This is a genomic window from Vibrio sp. 10N.261.51.F11, from assembly GCF_041471665.1.
Lineage (GTDB): Bacteria > Pseudomonadota > Gammaproteobacteria > Enterobacterales > Vibrionaceae > Vibrio > Vibrio crassostreae_C.
In genome coordinates, this window is sequence record NZ_JBFROW010000058.1 from 24,777 (window position 1) to 44,843 (window position 20,067).

Below are 20,067 nucleotides of genomic sequence, written 5' to 3' on the forward strand. Positions count from 1 at the left end.
GTTGTTTTAAGATTACACTGCGCCCAATATTTCAGAAGTACATATTTAGGTAGAGGTCACCATGGACCAAGAACATTACGAAGACGCTGATTACGAAGGCCAAGAGCTGGGCGAAGAAGGCGAAGAGATTGAAATTGAAGCAATTGGTATTGATGTTTCATCACAGCCAATCGAGCTCTACAAAGTGTTTAAAATTGCTAACCTAGTGAGTGGTGGCGGTGAAGCTAAGCACATCATCTCTGAAGGCTACGTAGCGGTAAATGGTGAGCTAGAAACCCGTAAGCGTCGTAAAATGTACGATGGCGACTTCTTTGAATTCAACCAAGAATACTATGTAGTGGTGTGTGATCAGCCAGTGCAAGAAGAATCAGAAAAGCCGAAAAAGAAAGAAGCGCTTAAAAAAGAGAACAAGGCGAAGAAAGGTCAGTCTAAAAAGGATTCTAAGAAGAAAGAATCTAAGAAAAGCAAAGCAGAAATGCTAAGCGCAAAGGCTGAACCAAAGAAAGAGAAAAAAGAGAAGAAACCGAAAAAGAAAGCGGATACGCCAAAGCCAACACGTGATGACAAAAGCGGCCGTAATTCGATTGAGTTCTTCTAAGTTATAGCTCTAAACTACAGATCTAAAACTATTCTTTTGAAATTCGAGCAACGTTAAACTTCGGTTTTGCGTTAAGCAGATAGTAAAAGGCTCACTATTCAGTGAGCCTTTTTTGTATTTGTTTGCTAGCACAGCTAACGGCAAATAACGCTTCTTCTCAGTGACGAGTGCGAGAAGATGTCAATTCTGATGCACGTAACTGAGCAACGGCTTTCGCTAGTTCTAGCTGAGCTTGTGCAAAGTTAATGTCTATGTTGCCCTTGTTGATGTTCTCTAGAGCGGCATATTTCGCTTCTTCTGCGCGAGCGCGGTCAATGTCTTTACCATGCAAGGCCGTGTCGGCTAATAACGTAACCACATCCGGCTGAACTTCCAGCATCCCACCAGAGACATACAGCACTTGGCCTTCTGATTTAGGGTCTGTAACAAACACGGTTACGCCCGGTTTGATCTTACTGAGAAGCGGGGAGTGACCGGGGCGGATCCCCAGTTCACCGTCAGCGCCAGAAACGGCTAGGGCATACGCTGGACCTGAAAACAGCGTACCTTCCGCACTTACAATATTAAGTTGAAATGTATTATCTGTAATTCCGATAGCCATGGTGCACCTGCCTCTTAGAGTGATTTTGCTTTGTTAAGCACTTCGTCGATAGAGCCACAGTACAAGAACGCTTGCTCTGGGATATCGTCATATTCACCGCTCAATAGACCTTTAAAGCCTCTTAGTGTTTCGCTTAGCGGTACAAAGACACCTTTCTGACCGGTAAACACTTCGGCTACGTGGTAAGGCTGCGTTAAGAAACGTTCAATCTTACGAGCGCGAGATACGGTCTGTTTGTCTTCAGTAGACAGCTCATCCATACCAAGAATCGCGATGATGTCTTTTAGCTCTTTGTAGCGTTGCAGCGTTGTTTGTACTTTTTGTGCAATGTCGTAGTGCTCTTGGCCTACGATCAGCGGATCTAACTGACGTGACGTTGAATCTAACGGGTCAATCGCAGGGTATAGACCCAGTGCCGCGATGTTACGAGACAGTACAACGGTCGCATCTAAGTGAGCAAAGGTTGTTGCTGGCGATGGGTCAGTCAAGTCATCCGCAGGTACGTATACTGCTTGGATAGACGTGATAGAGCCTTGTTTTGTTGACGTGATACGCTCTTGAAGTACGCCCATCTCTTCAGCCAGTGTTGGTTGGTAACCTACTGCTGAAGGCATACGACCTAGCAGAGCTGATACTTCTGTTCCCGCAAGCGTGTAACGGTAAATGTTATCAATGAACAACAGTACGTCACGACCTTCATCACGGAAGCGCTCAGCCATAGTTAGGCCTGTAAGTGCTACACGTAGACGGTTTCCCGGTGGCTCGTTCATTTGACCGTAAACCATGGCTACTTTGTCTAGTACACCTGCTTCTTTCATCTCGTAGTAGAAGTCGTTACCTTCACGAGTACGCTCACCTACACCGGTAAACACAGAAAGACCTGAGTGGGCTTTGGCGATGTTGTTGATAAGCTCCATCATGTTGACGGTTTTACCTACACCAGCACCACCGAACAGACCAATTTTACCACCCTTAGCGAATGGACAGATAAGGTCGATAACCTTAACGCCTGTTTCTAGAAGCTCAGTGCTGTTTGCTTGTTCTTCATAAGAAGGGGCTTCACGGTGAATCTCGTAGTTTTCTTTCTGACCGATTTCACCACACTCATCGATAGGTTGACCAAGCACGTTCATGATACGGCCTAGCGTTTCTTCGCCGACAGGAACCGTGATTGGAGAGCCTGTGTTTTCAACCGTTAGGCCACGACGTAAGCCATCTGACGTACCCATTGCAATACAACGAACGATATTGCTACCCAGTTGTTGTTGTACTTCCAATACTAACGAGCTTGCTTCGTCGCTAGTCACTTTCAATGCATCATAAACGCGTGGGCTGTTGCCGCCGCTGAACTCGACGTCAACCACCGCGCCGATTACTTTAACTATTTTTCCAACACTCATTCTTAAATCCTCAAATTCTGTTCTTGACCCAGTCTTTTCTAGCCCTAGACAGCTTGGGCACCTGAGACTATTTCACTCAGCTCTTGGGTAATGGCAGCCTGACGCGCCTTGTTGTAGACCAACTGCAAGTCATCAATGAGTTGGCCTGCGTTATCAGTCGCCGCTTTCATAGCGACCATTCGGGCTGCTTGCTCACAGGCAATGCTCTCTACGATGCCTTGATACACTTGCGATTCGATGTATCGATGTAACAGTTCTGAAAGTATGTCTTTGGGTGCTTGCTCATAGATGTAGTCCCAACGACGCGCTTTTTTAGGCTCACCACCTTCCTCAGAATCCGAAGGGTGGGGGAGCAACTGCAAGGTCGTTGGCGCTTGAACCATGGTGTTGACGAACTGGTTGTAAACGAGATACAAGCTATCGATTTTACCTTCGTCGTAATGCCCGAGCATCGCATTCACCGTACCTAAGATGTCTTCTAACTTAGGTGTATCGCCAAGACCTGACGTTTGTGCAATAACGTTGCCGCCGCGTTGGAAGAACGAGATAGCCTTAGATCCCACTAAGGTTGTTTCTACCTCGACTCCCTTGGTGCGCCATTGCTCCATTTCTTCTAACACTTTCTTGAACAAGTTTGAGTTCAAGCCACCACACAAGCCGCGATCGGACGAGATAATGATGTAAGCGACACGCTTAGGTTCACGCTGTTGCAGGTAAGGGTGCTGGTACTCCAGGGAACCCGATGCAACATGAGAGATAACTTTTCGCATGTTCTCGGCGTAGGGGCGAGTTAGCGTCATGTTGTCTTGAACCTTGCGCATCTTACTTGCTGCAACCATTTCCATTGCGCTAGTGATTTTCTGAGTGTTACTAACACTGGCTATCTTGGTGCGAATTTCTTTAGTACTTGCCATAATCTGCTCCTATTTGTTTTGATTTCCAGCTAACAAACCGGAGCACTTACCAAGCTTTCATCCCAACAAAACCTTCTAGGATCTCTTTAAGAGCACCGTCGATTTCGTCATTGTAATCGCCTGTCGCGTTGATTTTTTCGAACAACGCAGGGTTCTGACCTTTGGCATAAGCAATCAGCTCTTCTTCAAAACGGGCAATGTTGTTTAGCTCAACACCGACCAAGTAGCCTTTCTCTGCTGCGTAGATAACCGTTGCTTGCTCAGCGACTGACATTGGAGAGTATTGTTTTTGCTTCATTAATTCGGTAACACGCTCACCATGGTCTAGCTGTTTGCGCGTCATCTCATCTAAGTCAGAAGAGAACTGAGCAAAGGCCGCCAGCTCGCGATATTGAGCTAATGAAGTACGGATACCACCAGACAGTTTCTTGATGATCTTGCATTGCGCCGCACCACCCACACGAGATACCGAGATACCTGGGTCTACTGCAGGACGTAAGCCTGAGTTAAACAATTGGGTTTGAAGGAAAACCTGACCATCGGTGATTGAGATTACGTTGGTTGGTACAAACGCTGATACGTCACCCGCTTGAGTTTCAATGATCGGAAGCGCCGTTAATGAGCCAGTTTGACCTTTCACTTCACCGTTAGTGAACTTCTCTACATACTCTGCATTCACTCGTGCTGCACGTTCTAGTAGGCGTGAGTGAAGGTAGAATACGTCGCCAGGGAAGGCTTCACGACCCGGTGGGCGTTTCAATAGCAACGAGATTTGACGGTAAGCAACGGCTTGTTTTGATAGGTCATCATAGATGATCAATGCATCTTCACCGCGGTCACGGAAGTACTCACCCATGGTGCAACCCGCATAAGGGGCTAGGTATTGAAGCGCTGCAGACTCTGATGCTGATGCCACGACTACGATGGTGTTTTTTAGCGCATCGTGGTCTTCGAGTTTACGAACCACGTTAGCGATAGTGGAGGCTTTTTGGCCAATCGCCACATACACACATTTGATGCCAGAATCTTTCTGATTGATGATCGCATCGATAGCTAACGCTGTTTTACCCGTCTGACGGTCACCGATGATAAGTTCACGTTGACCACGACCGATTGGCACCATGGTATCAACCGCTTTATAGCCAGTTTGAATTGGCTGATCAACAGACTTACGTTCGATTACACCGGGTGCAATCACTTCTACAGGGTCGAGTCGGTCACAACTTACTGGGCCTTTGCCATCGATTGGCTCGCCTAATGTGTTCACAACACGGCCAAGAAGACCGTTACCGACGGGGACTTCCAAGATACGACCTGTACCTTTCACTTTCATACCTTCAGATAGGTCAGTGTAGGGGCCCATAACCACCGCACCTACTGAGTGCGTATCGAGGTTAAGTGCGAGTGCGTATTTGCCACCTGGTAGCTCAATCATCTCGCCTTGCATAACATCAGCAAGGCCATTGATTGTGATGATGCCATCACGAACCGATACGATAGTGCCTTCATTGCGAGCCTCGGTGCTCACATTAAATTTCGAGATGCGTTCTTTGATTAGATCGCTGATTTCATTTGAATTTAATTGCATAATTGTTACCTATCTCGCGTGAAGTTGATGAGCCAATCGGTCAATTGATGTGTTTAAAGAACCATCGATAACGGTTTCACCCGCTTTGATGACCATTCCACCCACTAACGTGTCATCAATAACCTGCTTCATTTCAACCTGACGCTCTAATTTCTTCTCAAGTGCAGCTGTTAGTGACGTAACTTGATCTTGTGTCAGCATTTCTGAACTGGTGACAGTGACAGGCACTACACGTTCATGTTCGTCCTTTAGCTCGCAGTACAATTCAAACAGGTCTCTTACAACAGAAAGGCGGCCGTTCTCGGCCAAGACTCGAATGAGATTAATGACGTGGTCATCAACGAGTCCTTGGCAAATATGAATGATGAGGTTTGCCAGCTCTTCTGTTTGGTGTGTAGAAGCACCTTCTGCTGAAGAAATCTGACTAGCGATCGTTTCTTCTTCCGCGACAGCCACAAGAATGGACAGCATTGAGTGCCACTCTTGTAACTGGTTTTCACCTAAAGCAAATTCAAACGATGCTTTGGCGTAGGGATGAGCAATATTGGTGTAATCTGACATATTGCCTCTCCTTAGAGTTCGCTAATCATTTGGTCAACTAGCGCTCGGTTCGTTGCGGAATCTAGGTTTTTGCTAATCAGTTTCTGTGCACTTTGAATTACTGCGTCTGCCATATCTGCCTGAAGTTCACGGCGTATCTTTTGGCGTTCGCCTTCTAGCTCAGCTCTACCTTGTTCTAAGATGCGTGCCTTTTCTTGCTCGGCTTCTTGTTGCGCTAAGCTGATGATTTCATTGCGGCGTTTTCGGCCCTGTTCAACCAGTTCAGTCACATCTTTTCTTGCATCTTCGATGAGTTGCGCGCCATTTGATTTTGCTAGTTCTAGCTCTTTCGCAGCGTTCTCTGAGTGGCGTAAACCATCAGCGATTTCTTTTTGGCGCTCGTCTAACATCGCGGTGAGAGGGGGCCATACATATTTCATGCAGAGCCAAACAAAAATCACGAATGAGATTGCTTGTCCAAACATGCTTGCATTTAAGTTCATACCTTCCTCACTAAATCTTGATTATTTACAAATCGATCTTTCAAAGCGGTTTGATTAAGCCACGGCGAAGATGATGTATAGACCGATACCAACACCGATCATCGGTACTGCATCCACAAGACCCATCATGATGAAGAATTGAGTACGAAGCATTGGAGTAAGGTCTGGTTGACGCGCAACACCTTCAAGGTATTTACCTGCTAAGTTACCAATACCAGATGCTGCACCTGCTGCACCTAAACCGATCAGTAATGCACCTGCTACATATAAAACTGCGCTTACGATATCCATTTGTATCTCCGATAAATAATTTGTTAGTTAAATTTTTTAGTTATTAATTAGTGGTGTTCTTCTGTTGCCATACCTAAATAAACAACGGTCAGTACCATAAATATAAATGCTTGCAAGAATACGATTAATATGTGGAATAGTGCCCAAGGAACACTCAGTGCCCATTGCATCCACCATGGCATTAATGCGATCAGAATAAATATCATCTCACCTGCATACATGTTTCCAAATAATCGTAAGCCTAGTGATATAGGTTTTGAAATTAATGTTATTAATTCAAGAACTAAGTTAACAGGGTATAAAAGAGGGTTATCAAATGGCTGCGTAGTAAGCTCTTTGATAAAGCCTTTCAATCCTTTATTTTTAAATGTATAAGTCAACAGTAAGATAAATACACCGAGTGCCATCGACATTGGAATATTTACGTCCGCCGTTGGTAGATCTCTAAAGTGTTCTAGACCCATTGCACGACTTAATGCTGGTATGAAATCTATTGGTAATAAATCGACCGCGTTCATTAACAACACCCAAACAAAAGTGGTTAATGCCAGTGGCCCTATTAATTTATCCTCCGCTTGAAAAATCTCTTTTACTAGGTTGTTTACAAAATCAAATATCAGTTCGATAAAACATTGAAATCGACCTGGAACACCGCTGGTGCCCTTAGTCACTACGTATCGAAAAGCTCCAATAAACAGTAAACCCGTAATCCAAGATACCAACATCGAGTCGATATTGAACGCCCAGAAACCATCACCTGTAGTTAAGAAGGTTAAGTGATGCTCTATGTATTCGTGAGCGGTAGTTACTTGATCCATACTACACATACTCCGATCTTGTAGAGGCAGTAATAAATGGTGTTAAGAAGTACCCAACCATAGTGAGAATATATGCGTACAATATTACTGGGTTATCCAATTTGAAAAACTGGAACGCCAAGATAAACATTAAGAACGTATAAGTTATTTTCACGACACGACTCATTTGCATTAAGTCACGTAAACTATAATTAGGATTCTTGCGCACCTTTAGGCTTGCATATATAAAACCAAACAGCGGAGGTAGCATCGCAATTCCGATACCCAAAGCCGACGATTCCATATCTACTTTATTACCAAAAAACACTTCATATAAAACTACACCGACGGCTAATACTACTTGGCAGAGAACAACTCTTTTAGCAGCAACAAGAATGTCACCACTTATCCCATTAAGCCTCATAATAAAACCTTATATTTAACAGTGTAAGCTCATATAAAACACAGTTTGAATATGTCTTGCTACTCGCATTTACTTATTAATAAAACTTTGCTTGTTAACAAAGAGATAATCTTGCTGGTTTTATATCTCCTGACGAAATAGAACGATATAAACTAGTTCGCTCTCGTTTCGACAAAATATAAACTACGCCTAAAATTATGTGATCAAAACGACAAATATTGATATCAATAATTCCATTTTTGAAATGAATGTTTTTCATTTATGAAAGTAATAGTTCTATCACTTTATTCATGAATATTTAAGATGCTTTATCCTTGTGAAAAAGAGGGTCTTTTTAGAAGGGAGTAGCGAGCTAAATTTTCAACTTATGATCTTATCAATTAAGACTATTCAAACACTTAGGTTCATTTACAAGCTGAGTTGTGAAGTGTGATTTTGGTAGGGGTTAAGCTTGTTTGAGGCAATGATGGAAGATCTGGTTTTTCTGGTAAATTAAACGTACGTCGCTTCTTATCAATAAGCGAATATTTTTTATATTGTCGTCAGCTTGTCACTATTTGCGTGCGCGAGAGTGAAAATTCAGCGCCTAAATGTTGATGATATAGGAGTGAAATGGAGGACTGGGTGTGCGAGAAGCATGGTGCGGAGAAGAAACACCGAGTTTTGAGGAAGTAAATGGCAGCAGAGCGCTGCCTAATTTACTTAATCTAGGCTCTCTTATGACTCTTCATAACTGAGGTATTGAATACATAAGTCATGGAAAGCCTGTGCTTGTGGCGAGATCGTACGATCAGACAGTCTGAAAATGCCGATTTGTCGTTGCAAGGGTGGGTCAATTAGCGGAATCCACACCAAGCGGGTTTCATTGGTTGGGAAAGCCAGCTTAGGTAGCGTGGTCACGCCTATCCCGAGCTCTAACACCGAAAAAAGCGAGGTAATGTTCTCGACAGAGTACAGGGCTTGTTCGCTGAGCATGCGCGCAGGTGTTGGGTCCAGTAGGGTGCAAGTCCCGTTACGAATGAAGGGCTGCTTTAACAAGGTTTGCCATTCGATTCCTTCCCGTTGAGAGGCGATAGGGTTATCTTTGAGGCACACCACACCGATAGGATCAGAAAGCAAAGGCGTGAAGTCGATGCTCTCTTCTTCTAAATGGGAGCTATTACCGAGGGCAACATCCACCTCGCCAGAGAGTAATCTTGCTTCTACCCCTGCCGCATTATCATCAATCAAACTCACTTCTACATTCGGGTACTGCTCACAAAATGCCCCTAAAACACTAGGGATGAGTTTTGCGGCCACCGAAGGCACGCTCGCTATTCGAACTCTTCCTTGTTGTCCTGCTGCCGCTGCGCGTAAGTCATTGTCTAATGCTTTGTAAACGTTCAGAAATTGAATGATCTTGGGCAAACATATTTCTCCAAAAGGCGTCAGTGTCGATTTGTTGCCTATTTCAAACAGAGGTTGGCCGAGTATTTTTTCCAACTCTTTTATCGAAGTCGAAAGTGCCGCTTGCGATCGATTTGCACGGTGAGATGCCGCTCTAAATCCACCTTCTTCGACCACCAAAACGAAATGTTTTAACTGTTGTAGCTTAATACTCATGACTCCGATCCTTCTCTAGCCCTTGCTATACCTTACTTTTTGCAAGGTGATAGATTTTATTTATCAAATGCACAAAATTTACCGTTAGATTTATCAGTCGTCAAGGTGCAGTATTTAACCATCTTGAAACATAGTTGTTACAAAGTTGGATGGAATCGTGAACGCACAAACTAAAAAACACCCAGTAAAAACCGAGCTTTTCGCTTCAAAAGCACCCCTAGAGTGGGCAATCGTTAATAACGGCACTCTATACACCGCGCAGATTCCAATCGATGAGACTGGCGCAGTAGTAGAAGGCGGTATTGAAGCGCAAACGCGTCAGACTTTTAACAACCTTGTTCATACTTTGGAGTGTGCAGGCGAATCTATGGATTCAGTGCTGCAAGTTCTAATTTACGTGACAGACCGTGAATACCTAAAAACGGTAAACAGCGTATACGGAGAATACTTCAATGCACCTTATCCAAACCGTGCTGCGGTCGTCGTTGCAGGGTTAGCAAGAGAAGAGATGTTGGTTGAGTTCGTGGTTTACGCATCAGCCTCTCAACCTGAATAATTTGACTGTGAACTGAGGCAATTTGCGGATTAAAGCTGTTTTGAATTAAAGCGGTTTATTGATACAAGCGACTTGGTTCAGTTTTAGATACAAAATTTAAACGTTATTCCTTATATAAATTAACGTTTTATTCATTAATCAGATGGTTGCCAGACTCAAACGCAACCTAACCGTTACAAGGACAGAATGATGACTCAATTACAGAATGTTCAAGCAGAAAACGCACTTTACATTGGCGGCGAATGGCAAGCGGGTGTAAGCACCGTAGCGAACATTAACCCATCAGATATTTCTGAAAACATCGGTAACTTTGCACAAGCAAGTGCTGAACAAGTTCAACAAGCGATTTCAGCAGCAAAGCACGCTCAACCAGAGTGGGAAAAAACGCCGATTGAGCGTAAACAAGCGGTCCTTCAAGCGATTGGTGATGAGCTGATTGCACGTTGTGATGAGCTGGGTACGTTGCTTTCTCGTGAAGAAGGTAAGCCTTTTGCTGAAGGTCGAGGCGAAATTTACCGTGCAGGTCAGTTCTTCCAATACTTTGCGGCTGAAGTTCTTCGTCAGATTGGTGATAACGCAGAATCAGTTCGCCCAGGCGTTTCTGTTGAAGTGACTCGTGAAGCCGTCGGTGTTATTGGCATTATCTCTCCTTGGAACTTCCCGACAGCAACAGCGGCTTGGAAAATCGCTCCTGCGCTTGCTTTCGGTAACAGCGTTATCTGGAAACCAGCAAACCTAACACCAGCAAGTGCGGTTGCGCTTACTGAAATTATCCACCGCCAAGGTATCCCAGCAGGCACGTTCAACCTTGTTCTGGGTAGCGGTTCAACAGTCGGTGATGCGCTGATCAACTCTAAAGAAGTGAACGGTGTGAGCTTTACTGGTTCTGTTGATACGGGTCGTAAGGTTGCCGCTGCTACAGCGCCAAACTTCGTTCGTTGCCAACTAGAGATGGGCAGCAAGAACGCACTTGTTATTGCTGACGATGCTGATATCCAAACAGCCGTTGATGCAACGATCGCAGGTTCGTTCTCTGGCGCGGGTCAAAAATGTACAGCATCTTCTCGTTTAGTGGTTATGGATGGCATTCACGACCAATACGTTGAAGCTCTAATTAAGCGTATGAGCGAGCTTAAAGTGGGTCACGCACTGGAAGAAGGCGTTTTCATGGGCCCGGTAGTTGATGGCAACCAACTTGAAGCGAACTTAGGTTGGGTTGAGAAAGCACGTCAAAGCGGCGGTGAGCTGGCATTCGGTGGCGAACGCTTGAGCATGAAACACGAAGGTTTCTACATGTCCCCAACGCTGTTCTTGAACACGAAGAACGATTGGGAAGTGAACCAAGAAGAAGTGTTTGCACCAATGGCAAGCGTGATTCGAGTGGCTGACCTAGAAGAAGCGATTGCGACAACCAACGATACTCGCTTCGGTCTAACAGGCGGCATCATTACTCAGAGCCTACGTACTAGCGCAATGTTCAAGCAACAAGCGCAGACCGGTTGTGTGATGGTCAACCTACCAACAGCAGGCACGGATTACCACGTACCGTTTGGTGGTCGTAAAGAGTCTAGCTTCGGTCCTCGTGAGCAAGGTCAATACGCGAAAGAGTTCTACACAGTGGTTAAGACGGCTTACCAACGTCCTTACTAATCCACTTTCTAAATAAGAATTGGATAGCTGAATTAACTTCCTAGCTATCCAGCTATCGAATTGGCCTGATTCACAGAGTCAGGCCAACATTCAAACCAAAACAGCCAACGAACTTAGACAAGTGATTTAACCCATTTTTGAAAACATGTTACTTGAGCGTGTTTTCAAAACCGAGCTAGAACACTGAGCTTTCAATAGGAGTGGTTATGTACCAGCAACGGATTGTTATAGATGGATTGCAATACTGCAATTGGAACAGAGAATATTTCCAAACACTAAAGGCGAGCGGCATTACAGCAGTTCACGCTACCGCGGTTTACCACGAGACTGCTCGTGAAACCTTATCTCGCTTTGCAGAATGGAACTTAAGATTCGAGCAGAACGCAGACCTTATCATGCCGATTCACTCAATGGCTGATGTCGAGACTGCAAAAGAGACTGGCAAAGTCGGCATTTTACTTGGTGCTCAAAACTGTTCTCCAATCGACGATGAGATCGGTCTTATCGAAGTGATGCGTAAGCAAGGCCTTTTGATCATGCAACTGACGTACAACAACCAGAGCTTATTGGCGACGGGTTGCTACGAGAAGAACGACACAGGTATTACTCGCTTTGGTAAACAAGCCATCGAAGAGATGAACCGAGTGGGCATGATCATCGATATGTCTCACAGTGCCGAGCGCTCAACACTTGAAGCAATCGACTTGTCTTCTCGTCCTATTTGTATCAGCCATGCGAACCCAACGTTTGCTCATGATGCACTACGAAATAAATCAAACGATGTGATTAAAGCTCTAACCGCACGCGGCGGCTTAATCGGATTCAGCTTGTACCCATTCCACTTACCAAATGGCAGTCAATGTACGTTGGAAGATTTCTGCCAGATGGTAGCGACTACGGCTGACATGGTCGGCGTAGAGCACCTCGGTATTGGCAGTGACCTATGCTTAAACCAACCTCAAGCCGTTCTTGAATGGATGAGAAATGGTCGTTGGTCTAAAGCAATGGACTACGGCGAAGGCTCTGCGAACAACTCAGGTTGGCCAGATGCGTTGCCTTGGTTCTGTGGTAGTGCGGGTATGGAAAACATATATAACGGATTGATGCGTCATGGTTTCAGCGAGTCTGAAGCTGGGCAAGTCTTGGGAGAAAACTGGTTTAACTTCTTGAAAGATGGCCTAGAGCCTCAAACCAAGGGTTAACGGTTTCTCGCGAGCCATCATCGAATTAGCAGCCTTCTAACAAACGTTCAATAAGCAAGTGCTGCTTAAACCAATTTCACTATTCAAAAGGAACAACGGTCTATTTCGCAACGCGGTAACCCAAACATGGATTAGCCTGCCCAACACAAAAAACAATAGGGCAGGTGTTAAATACACCCTTGTAGTCATCATTCAAATGACAGCTGCAAAGAAACCTCTGGAGTCAGAGTATGTCTGATTTAACCAATAGCGTGAAATCTTCAAGCTTAAATGCGGGTCAAGCACACACAACAATTAATGCAAAAAGCAACACAAACGAGTCTGAGTCTACGTCAGACAAATTAGGCCTATCCAACCCAGCACTTTGGTACAGCGGCGGTTTTATCGCTCTGTTCGTGGCACTTGCTCTATTTGATGGCGAGCTGTTATCAAGCCTAGTAAATACGGGCTTTGCATGGTCTGTAAAAGTATTCGGTCCTTACTGGCAAATGCTTCTTCTTCTGACTTTTCTTATTGGTCTTGGCCTGGCGGCAGGGCGAACAGGCAAGGTTATCCTAGGCGGCATCGCTAAACCTGAAATGGACGGCTTCCGTTGGATGGCGATCATCTTCTGTACGCTACTGGCAGGTGGCGGTGTATTTTGGGCAGCAGCAGAGCCTATCGCTCACTACGTTAGCCCACCACCATTGTACGGCGCACAAGAAAACGCACAGCAAGGCGCGGTGAATGCTTTATCGCAATCCTTCATGCACTGGGGTTTTCTAGCATGGGCCATTGTCGGTAGCTTAACGTCTATTGTGGTGATGCACCTTCACTACGACAAAGGCTTACCGCTTAAACCTCGTATTTTGCTTTACCCAGTTTTAGGCGAGCGAGCATTGAAAGGTCACACCGGCGCATTGATTGATGCATGTTGTATTGTCGCAGTAGCGGCGGGCACCATTGGTCCTATCGGCTTCTTAGGCTTGCAAGTGAGCTACGCACTGAACGCACTGTTTGATATTCCTGATGGCTTCACGACGCAGCTTATCATCATCCTGTTCGCTATCGTTCTATACACATTGTCGGCATTAAGTGGTCTTAACCGCGGAATGCAAATGCTAAGCCGTTACAACGTAATTTTAGCAATGTCATTGATGGTCTACATTCTGATCTTCGGCCCAACAAACTTCATTTTCAATGGCTACATCCAAGGTGTAGGCAGCATGATAGACAACTTCATCCCAATGGCAACATACCGTGGTGACGAAGGTTGGTTGAGCTGGTGGACAGTATTCTTCTGGGGTTGGTTCTTAGGTTACGGCCCAATGATGGCAATCTTCATCGCACGTATTTCACGCGGTCGTAGTATTCGCCAATTGGTATCAACCATCAGTCTTATTGCACCGTTCGTAACATGTTTCTGGTTCACCATTGTTGGCGGTTCTGGCCTTGCGTTTGAAATTGCAGACCCAGGCAGCGTAAGTAAAGCGTTCGAAGGCTTTAATTTACCTGGCGCGCTACTGGCAGTAACTCAGCAACTACCAATGCCAATGCTTATCTCTATTCTGTTCTTGATCTTGACGACGATCTTCATCGTAACGACAGGTGACTCAATGACTTACACCATCAGTGTGGTAGTCAGCGGTGAGACAGAGCCTAACGCAATTATTCGTACTTTCTGGGGTGTGATGATGGGGGTAACAGCATTGATTCTGATTTCCCTAGGTTCCGGCGGTATTTCAGCGCTGCAATCATTCATAGTTATCACAGCGGTACCGGTGTCCTTAATCTTGCTGCCATCACTTTGGAATGCGCCTCAAATCGCAATCAAGATGGCGAAAGATCAAGGCTTATAAAACATCAATGCCGGTATAAAGAAGAAAATGTAGAGATAAAGCTCTCTAAAAACTGAAGATAAACAAGGTGTGAGCCTTTGAAAGAAGGCTGATACAAGATTCCGGAAGGAAGATAAAAACCGTACTGGTGAAGATACACCGGGCGGCACGTATTTAGGTCAATCGATCTAGTCAGGACAAATAATAAGTGGCGAGTTCGCTTGCCTCGATAATATCAATAACGATTAAAAACGTGAAAGCTAACCAACATACTGTCGCTATATATGCTTCAAAAGACAGCAACGATCGGTTCTGAATGGCTAGCAAAATCCTATAACTATTAAGGTGGTGAGCAAAATGGATGCACATCGTTCTACCTACACTGAATCAGCACTACGTGACGCAACGGTCGTCATGGCACCGGAAAGACTGGGTGCTATGCACCAAACACGCATCAGCTTCGTAAGAACTCTGATTCGTAAAATGGCGCAACAGCAATGGAAAGTGACTAAGCATGAGTGGCAACTAGACGCTCGAGGTTTTGGTCATGTTATCTATAAGCTAGAGACGCCAAATCATGTTTATCATTTGGTTGTTTTCTGCGATGAGATTGCAGACGACGAACGAAATGACCGTGTAATTGCTGAAAAGTGGGACGTAACGTTTGCTCTGGTTCTTGGTGATGTTGATGTCACCCTACTTGAGAGACTTCGTGCGAATGTACCGCTACAAGAAGCAGGCCGTAACCCTAACAATGTGCTTGTTTTAGCGCGTGCCAACAAAAGTGTACGAGTGTTTGAACATATTGTTAGTCACTTGGCTAAAGGTGTTCAACCAACGCCAAAAGAGCTAGCGGAAGTTGGCTACATCCTACGAACCACAGCGGTTTATGGTAATGGTAAGTTTGGTATTGCTGACTTTAAAATCTTGGAAAAGAATCCAGATTTTAATCAATCGTTCAGTGCTCAAATGTGTGCTGTTTATATGCTGCGTGAGTTCAGCCTAGATTGGGTTCATTACCTAGCGGAGCAACAAGGCGGTGAACAAGCGATTACCTTGCACAGAGGCTTACAACGCTACCTAGGTGTGGGTAATGCCACAGGTTTAGGTATGGCGCCATATCTGATTAACCACCCAAGTATTGTCGATCAATGGATGACAACCCGTGAGCATGCATTAGCTGACGTGTTAGCTAATCACACGGATACGGCATTGATTGAGCCCCTACGTACATTAGTTAAAAAAGCGATTTGTCATTTAGAACAAGTTGTTACCATCAATGAAAATCAGCAAGAGTTGAACAAAACCGCTGTTGATGAGTTGAAACACGCAGAACAGTCACTAGAAGCTTCTGTAAACCATTGCGATACATGGGCGCAGTTAGTTGAACAATCTAAGCACATGAGTATGGAAGCCCAAGAAATCCTTATCTCATGCTTGATGGAATTGTACCCAGAATTAGTGGACGCCCATCAAGAGCAAATGAATTGTAGCGAAACACTCTCGCTTCCTAGTGGCAAAAAGATCCAAGACCTATTGGTTGTGTTAGAAGAAAAGTACCGTTGGGCGATCACGACTGACTTTACGAAAGCAGAAAATAACTACTGGTTCTGGTATCGCTCTCAGGACAAAGAAGAGCCAAGGCTCGGTGTTCGAGGCGAGGAACTCGGCGAAGAGCGCGAACTGCCGTTGGATATCGGCCGTCAAGCTTACCGTCTGTACCATGCTTTATTGCAATTCGCGCCAGAGCTTTCATTGGCTGAATTCCTTGTTAAACAACCGCAGCATCGTGCCATTGCGCGCCGTGTGTGGACGTTAGGTAACAAGGCGATGGGCGACATTCAAATGAACGTGCTGCACCAAGACTCGCCACCAATGCATTTGCTGCGTTGTAAGCTAGCGATGTTTGGAGCGACTAAGTTTGATCCTCGCTCAGACCGTTGGGTACGAGTGACGTTTTTCCAAGGTGCACCGTTGCTTGATGAAATTCATCAGGACGAATGGGTGTTCCCAATCTTACCAAGTGAAGCGGAGATCGCTGACTCAAATAAAGTTCCTACACATATCAACGCTCAACATGGAGGTAAATCGTTATGATCGTTTCTCACAATGAACTGGTAGCGGCCGTTAATAAAGCCTTTCTGGGTATGCGTCGTACATGTGGTGAAGCCGATGTGATAGCGAACATGGTGGCAGATTTACAAATGGTTGGCTTGGATGGTGTTCGTCATTTTAACAATGCGAGCAACTTTATGGGGCTAGAAGACGATTGCCCTGTAGACATCCAAGTGACAAGCGACAACACAGTTGAAGTGGACCTGCACAAGGCGAGCTTAGCGTGTCATCTTCCTGTGGTGATGGATTACGCCATTGAAAAAATGGTCGGTAAAAAGACGCTGAAAATCGAGCTAAACAACTGTCATAACCGTTGGTTAGCGTACAGTGAGCTTGTAAAACTGGCAGCGAAAGGCATCGCATGTACCGCACGTTGGGATAATGGCTCAAATCCTAAGAGCACCTTGTATGTGCTTAACCGTGGTTGCGTTGCACCAGAACTGTTTTTATCAGATTTGCCTCTGGCATCGGACGATCATATCCACAATATGACCATCGAGCTTTCCGTCCAGGATTTCGATATCGAACGTTTGTCAGATGGCTACCAAACACACATTGAATCGGAAGCGCTTTTTAAAACTCAAGAGAAGGCGTGGAACGAGGGCATTGAAGTTGACGATGGAGAGTGGGGCGCGTTGAAAGAAACGGCGACGGCTATCCTTGTTGAAAACAGCCAACGTTCAATTCAAGGTGCAGGTGAGCTCGAGGCTTCTTAGTTTTGTTTTATAGAGCTATAAGTTACAGAAGCTCAGTTTATAGATCTTTGGCTTATAGAAACTAAACCTATAAAGCCTGAGCTTGTTCAACCTAAAAACCTCATTTACAACAGATAAAACCAAAGAGCTTAACGTATCCTCACCTCGTTAAGCTCTTTTTATTTGTGTCCCACTTTTGTTCTTCTTCTCAATAGATCACATCTTAAACTCTCTGTTTTGACACAAGTTGTTACGCGTATAAAGCTAATTTGGCGATTTAATGAAGTACCTTCACATTCAGGTTCAACAAACGGTTTCATTTACAAGCTAGTATGCGTATCTTGCTAACTACGGTGCCAAAGGGTGCCATTTTTATTCGTACCAATGACTTTAGAATCAGATAAAAAGGAATGAAGCGTGCAAGCTAACTTTATTGATGGAACCACCCTGTACCGTCAGCACTCTTTCGAGTTGCCACTTGATTATCAAGCCAAAGATGGACAACAGATCCAAGTCTTCGCACGTGAGCTGGTTGATCTCGCTAAAGATGAGCAAGAGCTGCCGTGGTTGATCTACTTTCAAGGCGGCCCAGGTTTTCCTTCTCCACGGGTGAGTGGTCAATCGGGTTGGCTAAAGCGTGCATTACAAAACTACCGTGTTCTGCTTCTAGACCAACGTGGTACTGGCAACAGCACGGTTATCAGCCATGAAACTTTGGCGCATTTGTCTCCAGAACAACAAGTCGAATACTTTACGCATTTCAGAGCGGACAACATCGTTCGTGATGCGGAAGCGATTCGTGAGAAGTTTGGTATTAAGCAATGGTCGACGATTGGTCAAAGCTTTGGTGGTTTCTGTACTCTGAGCTATTTGTCACTGTTCCCACAGAGCTTACAACGTTGCTACGTGACGGGCGGTATTCCTTCTATTGAACGCGAAGCGGACGATGTTTATCGCGCGACTTATAAGCGTGTTGAAGACAAAAACAGAGCTTTCTTTGCTCAGTTCCCACAAGCACAAGCGATGTGTCGCGAGATCTCTGATTACCTGCTGAACAACGACGTGAGACTGCCAAACGGACAGGTGTTCACGGTTGAGCAATTTCAACTTATTGGCATTAACCTTGGTGGCGGTGAAGCGAACCTTCCTATGTACTTCACTCTGGAAAGTGCCTTTGTTGAAGTGAACGGTAACAGACAGCTGAGCTACAGCTTCCTAAATCAAATGCAGCAAGAGCAGGGATATTTAACTAACCCAATTTACGCAATTCTGCATGAATCGATTTACTGTCAAGGTACAGCGTCTAACTGGTCTGCACATCGTGTTCGTGAGCAGTACCCACACTTCAACTACCAATCGGGCAGTGAGTTCTGGTTTACTGGTGAAATGGTGTACCCATGGATGTTCGACCAACTTGAAACGCTGAAGCCACTGCGTGAAGCCGCGAACATGTTGGCTGAAAAGTCGGACTGGGGCACTTTGTACAACGCAGAGCAGTTGAGCAAGAATACAGTGCCAATGGCGTGTGCCGTTTACGCCGATGACATGTACGTTGAGTTGGATTACAGCCGTGAAACATTGGCGAACATTCCTAACTCGAAAGCGTGGATCACCAATGAATATGAACACAATGGCTTGCGAGTAGACGGCGAAAGGATTGTCGATAAATTGATGACGATGGTTGAAGCGTTAGAAAATCTGCCAAAGTAATCAAGCTATTTGCACTAGAAACAAGATGCGTTAGAAGCTTTTTACTTTAGAAACTATCTACGTTAGAAATACGATACGCCAGAAACAAGAAAACGCTGCACCCATGCAGCGTTTTTTTATGTCATCGAACTATTCGATTTAAGGAACTAGGAGGGGTAGCCCTTGAAGCCATTAAGGTTGGATGACGATATCTTGATTTTCAGTGGTCGATAAGCTAGCGCGGTTCTGTTCGATAAGTTGAGCCGCATAAGAGGGAGTCACAGCTTGAATTTCGCCTTTTGAACGAATCGTTAATGCTTCCCACGCATGATCACGGTATTTGCCTGTTTGTGTATATTCAATAAGTACTCTCATGATTCTTCCATCCGATGTGTGGTTAACGTGCTACTAACATTAGCGCCATTATTGTGGTTACACACCTGTTAAAAATGGAACATAAGATTAACCAAATGAGAATACGTGTAACTTGAAAAACAGACCTAACTGCACTTATCTTCTTAACCGCGTTTATCGCAACTAACCGTATTTATCGCAACTAACAGCATTTATCGTAACCAACCTTACTTATCGTAAATAGCGTCCATAAAAAAACGCTGCACAATGGCAGCGTTAAAGTTGAGATAGGTTGAAGATTGCTTAGCTGTTTTCTAAGCCAACAATCTTGCGTGCAGACATCACTGCACTATCCAAATCGGTCAATCTACCAGCACTTGCTGGACCAAGAACTGATGAATACAAAGCCAACTGCTTCTCAAATGATAAATCTAATTGGTTATATAGATTTTGGCGGATTTGAGCGTGTTGCTGAGGCTTTGCGCTCGACAGGCCTTCCAACGTATCGTAGATGAGTGTAGTTGTATCCATAACTGTCCTTAGTACATCTTTAGAAAATTTTGCATATTATGCACTTGGTGTCATCTTTGTTCTGCGAGATTGATCGCATTATGTGCAGCTCTGCTTAATTGTGTAATCAGTTAGTTATAATTGTGTTGTACGGCAAAGTATCGAAAACTTGGGTTTGGGCAAAAGAAAAGGAGACACAGTGGTAATGCCGTTCACTTAAG

General features: G+C 44.8%; 19 protein-coding genes and 1 pseudogene. 8 read left to right on the forward strand and 12 right to left on the reverse strand.

What is annotated here, in order from left to right; genetic code table 11:
• The first annotated feature begins 61 nt into the window (after nt 1-61).
• Nucleotides 62-598, forward strand: coding sequence for an RNA-binding S4 domain-containing protein (locus AB4351_RS17395; RefSeq protein WP_136974998.1), 537 nt, complete (start codon nt 62-64; stop codon nt 596-598).
• 157 nt (nt 599-755) lie between these two features.
• On the opposite strand, the gene AB4351_RS17400 is transcribed toward AB4351_RS17395, so the two are convergent.
• From AB4351_RS17400 to AB4351_RS17445, 10 genes are all read right to left on the reverse strand, one after another.
• Nucleotides 756-1,199, reverse strand: coding sequence for a F0F1 ATP synthase subunit epsilon (locus AB4351_RS17400; RefSeq protein ID WP_019820614.1), 444 nt, complete (start codon nt 1,197-1,199; stop codon nt 756-758).
• Nucleotides 1,200-1,213: 14 nt separating this feature from the next.
• The gene (gene atpD / locus AB4351_RS17405) at nt 1,214-2,599 is read right to left on the reverse strand and encodes a F0F1 ATP synthase subunit beta (RefSeq protein ID WP_017060843.1); all 1,386 of its coding nucleotides are present in this window, start codon (nt 2,597-2,599) and stop codon (nt 1,214-1,216) included.
• Nucleotides 2,600-2,643: 44 nt separating this feature from the next.
• Entirely contained in the window at nt 2,644-3,513 is an 870-nt protein-coding gene (gene atpG / locus AB4351_RS17410) for a F0F1 ATP synthase subunit gamma (protein WP_017064727.1), read from the reverse strand.
• Nucleotides 3,514-3,559: 46 nt separating this feature from the next.
• Nucleotides 3,560-5,101 carry a F0F1 ATP synthase subunit alpha gene (gene atpA / locus AB4351_RS17415; RefSeq protein ID WP_017060841.1) on the reverse strand — a complete coding sequence of 514 codons (1,542 nt, stop codon included), beginning with the start codon at nt 5,099-5,101 and terminating at the stop codon, nt 3,560-3,562.
• A 9-nt stretch (nt 5,102-5,110) separates the two neighbouring features.
• On the reverse strand, nt 5,111-5,662 hold the full coding sequence (locus AB4351_RS17420) for a F0F1 ATP synthase subunit delta (RefSeq protein WP_017060840.1): 552 nt from the start codon (nt 5,660-5,662) through the stop codon (nt 5,111-5,113).
• Nucleotides 5,663-5,673: 11 nt separating this feature from the next.
• Nucleotides 5,674-6,144 (reverse strand): F0F1 ATP synthase subunit B, encoded by a 471-nt coding sequence (locus AB4351_RS17425; protein ID WP_017060839.1) that lies wholly within the window; start codon nt 6,142-6,144, stop codon nt 5,674-5,676.
• Nucleotides 6,145-6,198: 54 nt separating this feature from the next.
• Nucleotides 6,199-6,435, reverse strand: a complete 237-nt coding sequence (gene atpE, locus AB4351_RS17430; RefSeq protein WP_004730405.1) for a F0F1 ATP synthase subunit C — start codon at nt 6,433-6,435, stop codon at nt 6,199-6,201.
• A 47-nt stretch (nt 6,436-6,482) separates the two neighbouring features.
• Nucleotides 6,483-7,253 (reverse strand): F0F1 ATP synthase subunit A, encoded by a 771-nt coding sequence (gene atpB, locus AB4351_RS17435; RefSeq protein WP_017060838.1) that lies wholly within the window; start codon nt 7,251-7,253, stop codon nt 6,483-6,485.
• 1 nt (nt 7,254) lies between these two features.
• On the reverse strand, nt 7,255-7,656 hold the full coding sequence (locus AB4351_RS17440) for a hypothetical protein (RefSeq protein WP_017060837.1): 402 nt from the start codon (nt 7,654-7,656) through the stop codon (nt 7,255-7,257).
• A 717-nt stretch (nt 7,657-8,373) separates the two neighbouring features.
• Complete coding sequence (locus AB4351_RS17445) at nt 8,374-9,258, reverse strand: LysR substrate-binding domain-containing protein (protein ID WP_372126728.1); 885 nt, start codon at nt 9,256-9,258, stop codon at nt 8,374-8,376.
• 157 nt (nt 9,259-9,415) lie between these two features.
• Here AB4351_RS17445 and AB4351_RS17450 point away from each other — a divergent pair, with 157 nt between their 5' ends.
• The 7 genes and pseudogenes from AB4351_RS17450 to AB4351_RS17480 all read left to right on the forward strand — a co-directional run bounded on the left by AB4351_RS17450 (nt 9,416) and on the right by AB4351_RS17480 (nt 19,003).
• Nucleotides 9,416-9,814: a RidA family protein gene (locus tag AB4351_RS17450; RefSeq protein WP_004730412.1), complete on the forward strand. Its 399-nt coding sequence runs from the start codon at nt 9,416-9,418 to the stop codon at nt 9,812-9,814.
• Nucleotides 9,815-10,003: 189 nt separating this feature from the next.
• Nucleotides 10,004-11,464, forward strand: a complete 1,461-nt coding sequence (locus tag AB4351_RS17455) for an aldehyde dehydrogenase family protein (RefSeq protein ID WP_372126729.1) — start codon at nt 10,004-10,006, stop codon at nt 11,462-11,464.
• A gap of 206 nt (nt 11,465-11,670) precedes the next feature.
• Nucleotides 11,671-12,666 (forward strand): membrane dipeptidase, encoded by a 996-nt coding sequence (locus AB4351_RS17460; protein WP_371721757.1) that lies wholly within the window; start codon nt 11,671-11,673, stop codon nt 12,664-12,666.
• Nucleotides 12,667-12,896: 230 nt separating this feature from the next.
• Complete coding sequence (locus AB4351_RS17465; protein WP_017066850.1) at nt 12,897-14,504, forward strand: BCCT family transporter; 1,608 nt, start codon at nt 12,897-12,899, stop codon at nt 14,502-14,504.
• 263 nt (nt 14,505-14,767) lie between these two features.
• Nucleotides 14,768-16,580 (forward strand): annotated as a pseudogene (locus AB4351_RS17470) (hypothetical protein).
• Nucleotides 16,577-17,314 carry a DUF3726 domain-containing protein gene (locus AB4351_RS17475; RefSeq protein ID WP_017064722.1) on the forward strand — a complete coding sequence of 246 codons (738 nt, stop codon included), beginning with the start codon at nt 16,577-16,579 and terminating at the stop codon, nt 17,312-17,314. The pseudogene AB4351_RS17470 and the gene AB4351_RS17475 overlap by 4 nt, the downstream one beginning before the upstream one ends.
• Nucleotides 17,315-17,710: 396 nt before the next feature.
• The gene (locus tag AB4351_RS17480; protein WP_017060034.1) at nt 17,711-19,003 is read left to right on the forward strand and encodes an alpha/beta fold hydrolase; all 1,293 of its coding nucleotides are present in this window, start codon (nt 17,711-17,713) and stop codon (nt 19,001-19,003) included.
• A gap of 171 nt (nt 19,004-19,174) precedes the next feature.
• Here the strand turns inward: AB4351_RS17480 and AB4351_RS17485 are convergent, their stop codons facing one another.
• Both AB4351_RS17485 and AB4351_RS17490 read right to left on the reverse strand, forming a co-directional pair.
• Nucleotides 19,175-19,357 (reverse strand): hypothetical protein, encoded by a 183-nt coding sequence (locus tag AB4351_RS17485; protein ID WP_004730424.1) that lies wholly within the window; start codon nt 19,355-19,357, stop codon nt 19,175-19,177.
• A 282-nt stretch (nt 19,358-19,639) separates the two neighbouring features.
• Nucleotides 19,640-19,867, reverse strand: coding sequence for a PAS factor family protein (locus AB4351_RS17490; RefSeq protein ID WP_004730426.1), 228 nt, complete (start codon nt 19,865-19,867; stop codon nt 19,640-19,642).
• Nucleotides 19,868-20,067 lie beyond the last annotated feature (200 nt).

Excerpts from the sequence above, each read along its gene's own strand:
- AB4351_RS17445 (WP_372126728.1), bottom strand. The coding sequence starts at position 9,258 with ATGAGTATTAAGCTACAACAGTTAAAACATTTCGTTTTGGTGGTCGAA.
- AB4351_RS17475 (WP_017064722.1), top strand. The coding sequence starts at position 16,577 with ATGATCGTTTCTCACAATGAACTGGTAGCGGCCGTTAATAAAGCCTTT.
- AB4351_RS17455 (WP_372126729.1), top strand. The coding sequence starts at position 10,004 with ATGACTCAATTACAGAATGTTCAAGCAGAAAACGCACTTTACATTGGC.
- AB4351_RS17485 (WP_004730424.1), bottom strand. The coding sequence starts at position 19,357 with ATGAGAGTACTTATTGAATATACACAAACAGGCAAATACCGTGATCAT.
- AB4351_RS17420 (WP_017060840.1), bottom strand. The coding sequence starts at position 5,662 with ATGTCAGATTACACCAATATTGCTCATCCCTACGCCAAAGCATCGTTT.
- AB4351_RS17400 (WP_019820614.1), bottom strand. The coding sequence starts at position 1,199 with ATGGCTATCGGAATTACAGATAATACATTTCAACTTAATATTGTAAGT.
- AB4351_RS17460 (WP_371721757.1), top strand. The coding sequence starts at position 11,671 with ATGTACCAGCAACGGATTGTTATAGATGGATTGCAATACTGCAATTGG.
- atpB (WP_017060838.1), bottom strand. The coding sequence starts at position 7,253 with ATGGATCAAGTAACTACCGCTCACGAATACATAGAGCATCACTTAACC.
- AB4351_RS17440 (WP_017060837.1), bottom strand. The coding sequence starts at position 7,656 with ATGAGGCTTAATGGGATAAGTGGTGACATTCTTGTTGCTGCTAAAAGA.
- AB4351_RS17490 (WP_004730426.1), bottom strand. The coding sequence starts at position 19,867 with ATGGATACAACTACACTCATCTACGATACGTTGGAAGGCCTGTCGAGC.
- atpG (WP_017064727.1), bottom strand. The coding sequence starts at position 3,513 with ATGGCAAGTACTAAAGAAATTCGCACCAAGATAGCCAGTGTTAGTAAC.
- AB4351_RS17425 (WP_017060839.1), bottom strand. The coding sequence starts at position 6,144 with ATGAACTTAAATGCAAGCATGTTTGGACAAGCAATCTCATTCGTGATT.
- atpE (WP_004730405.1), bottom strand. The coding sequence starts at position 6,435 with ATGGATATCGTAAGCGCAGTTTTATATGTAGCAGGTGCATTACTGATC.
- atpA (WP_017060841.1), bottom strand. The coding sequence starts at position 5,101 with ATGCAATTAAATTCAAATGAAATCAGCGATCTAATCAAAGAACGCATC.
- atpD (WP_017060843.1), bottom strand. The coding sequence starts at position 2,599 with ATGAGTGTTGGAAAAATAGTTAAAGTAATCGGCGCGGTGGTTGACGTC.
- AB4351_RS17395 (WP_136974998.1), top strand. The coding sequence starts at position 62 with ATGGACCAAGAACATTACGAAGACGCTGATTACGAAGGCCAAGAGCTG.
- AB4351_RS17465 (WP_017066850.1), top strand. The coding sequence starts at position 12,897 with ATGTCTGATTTAACCAATAGCGTGAAATCTTCAAGCTTAAATGCGGGT.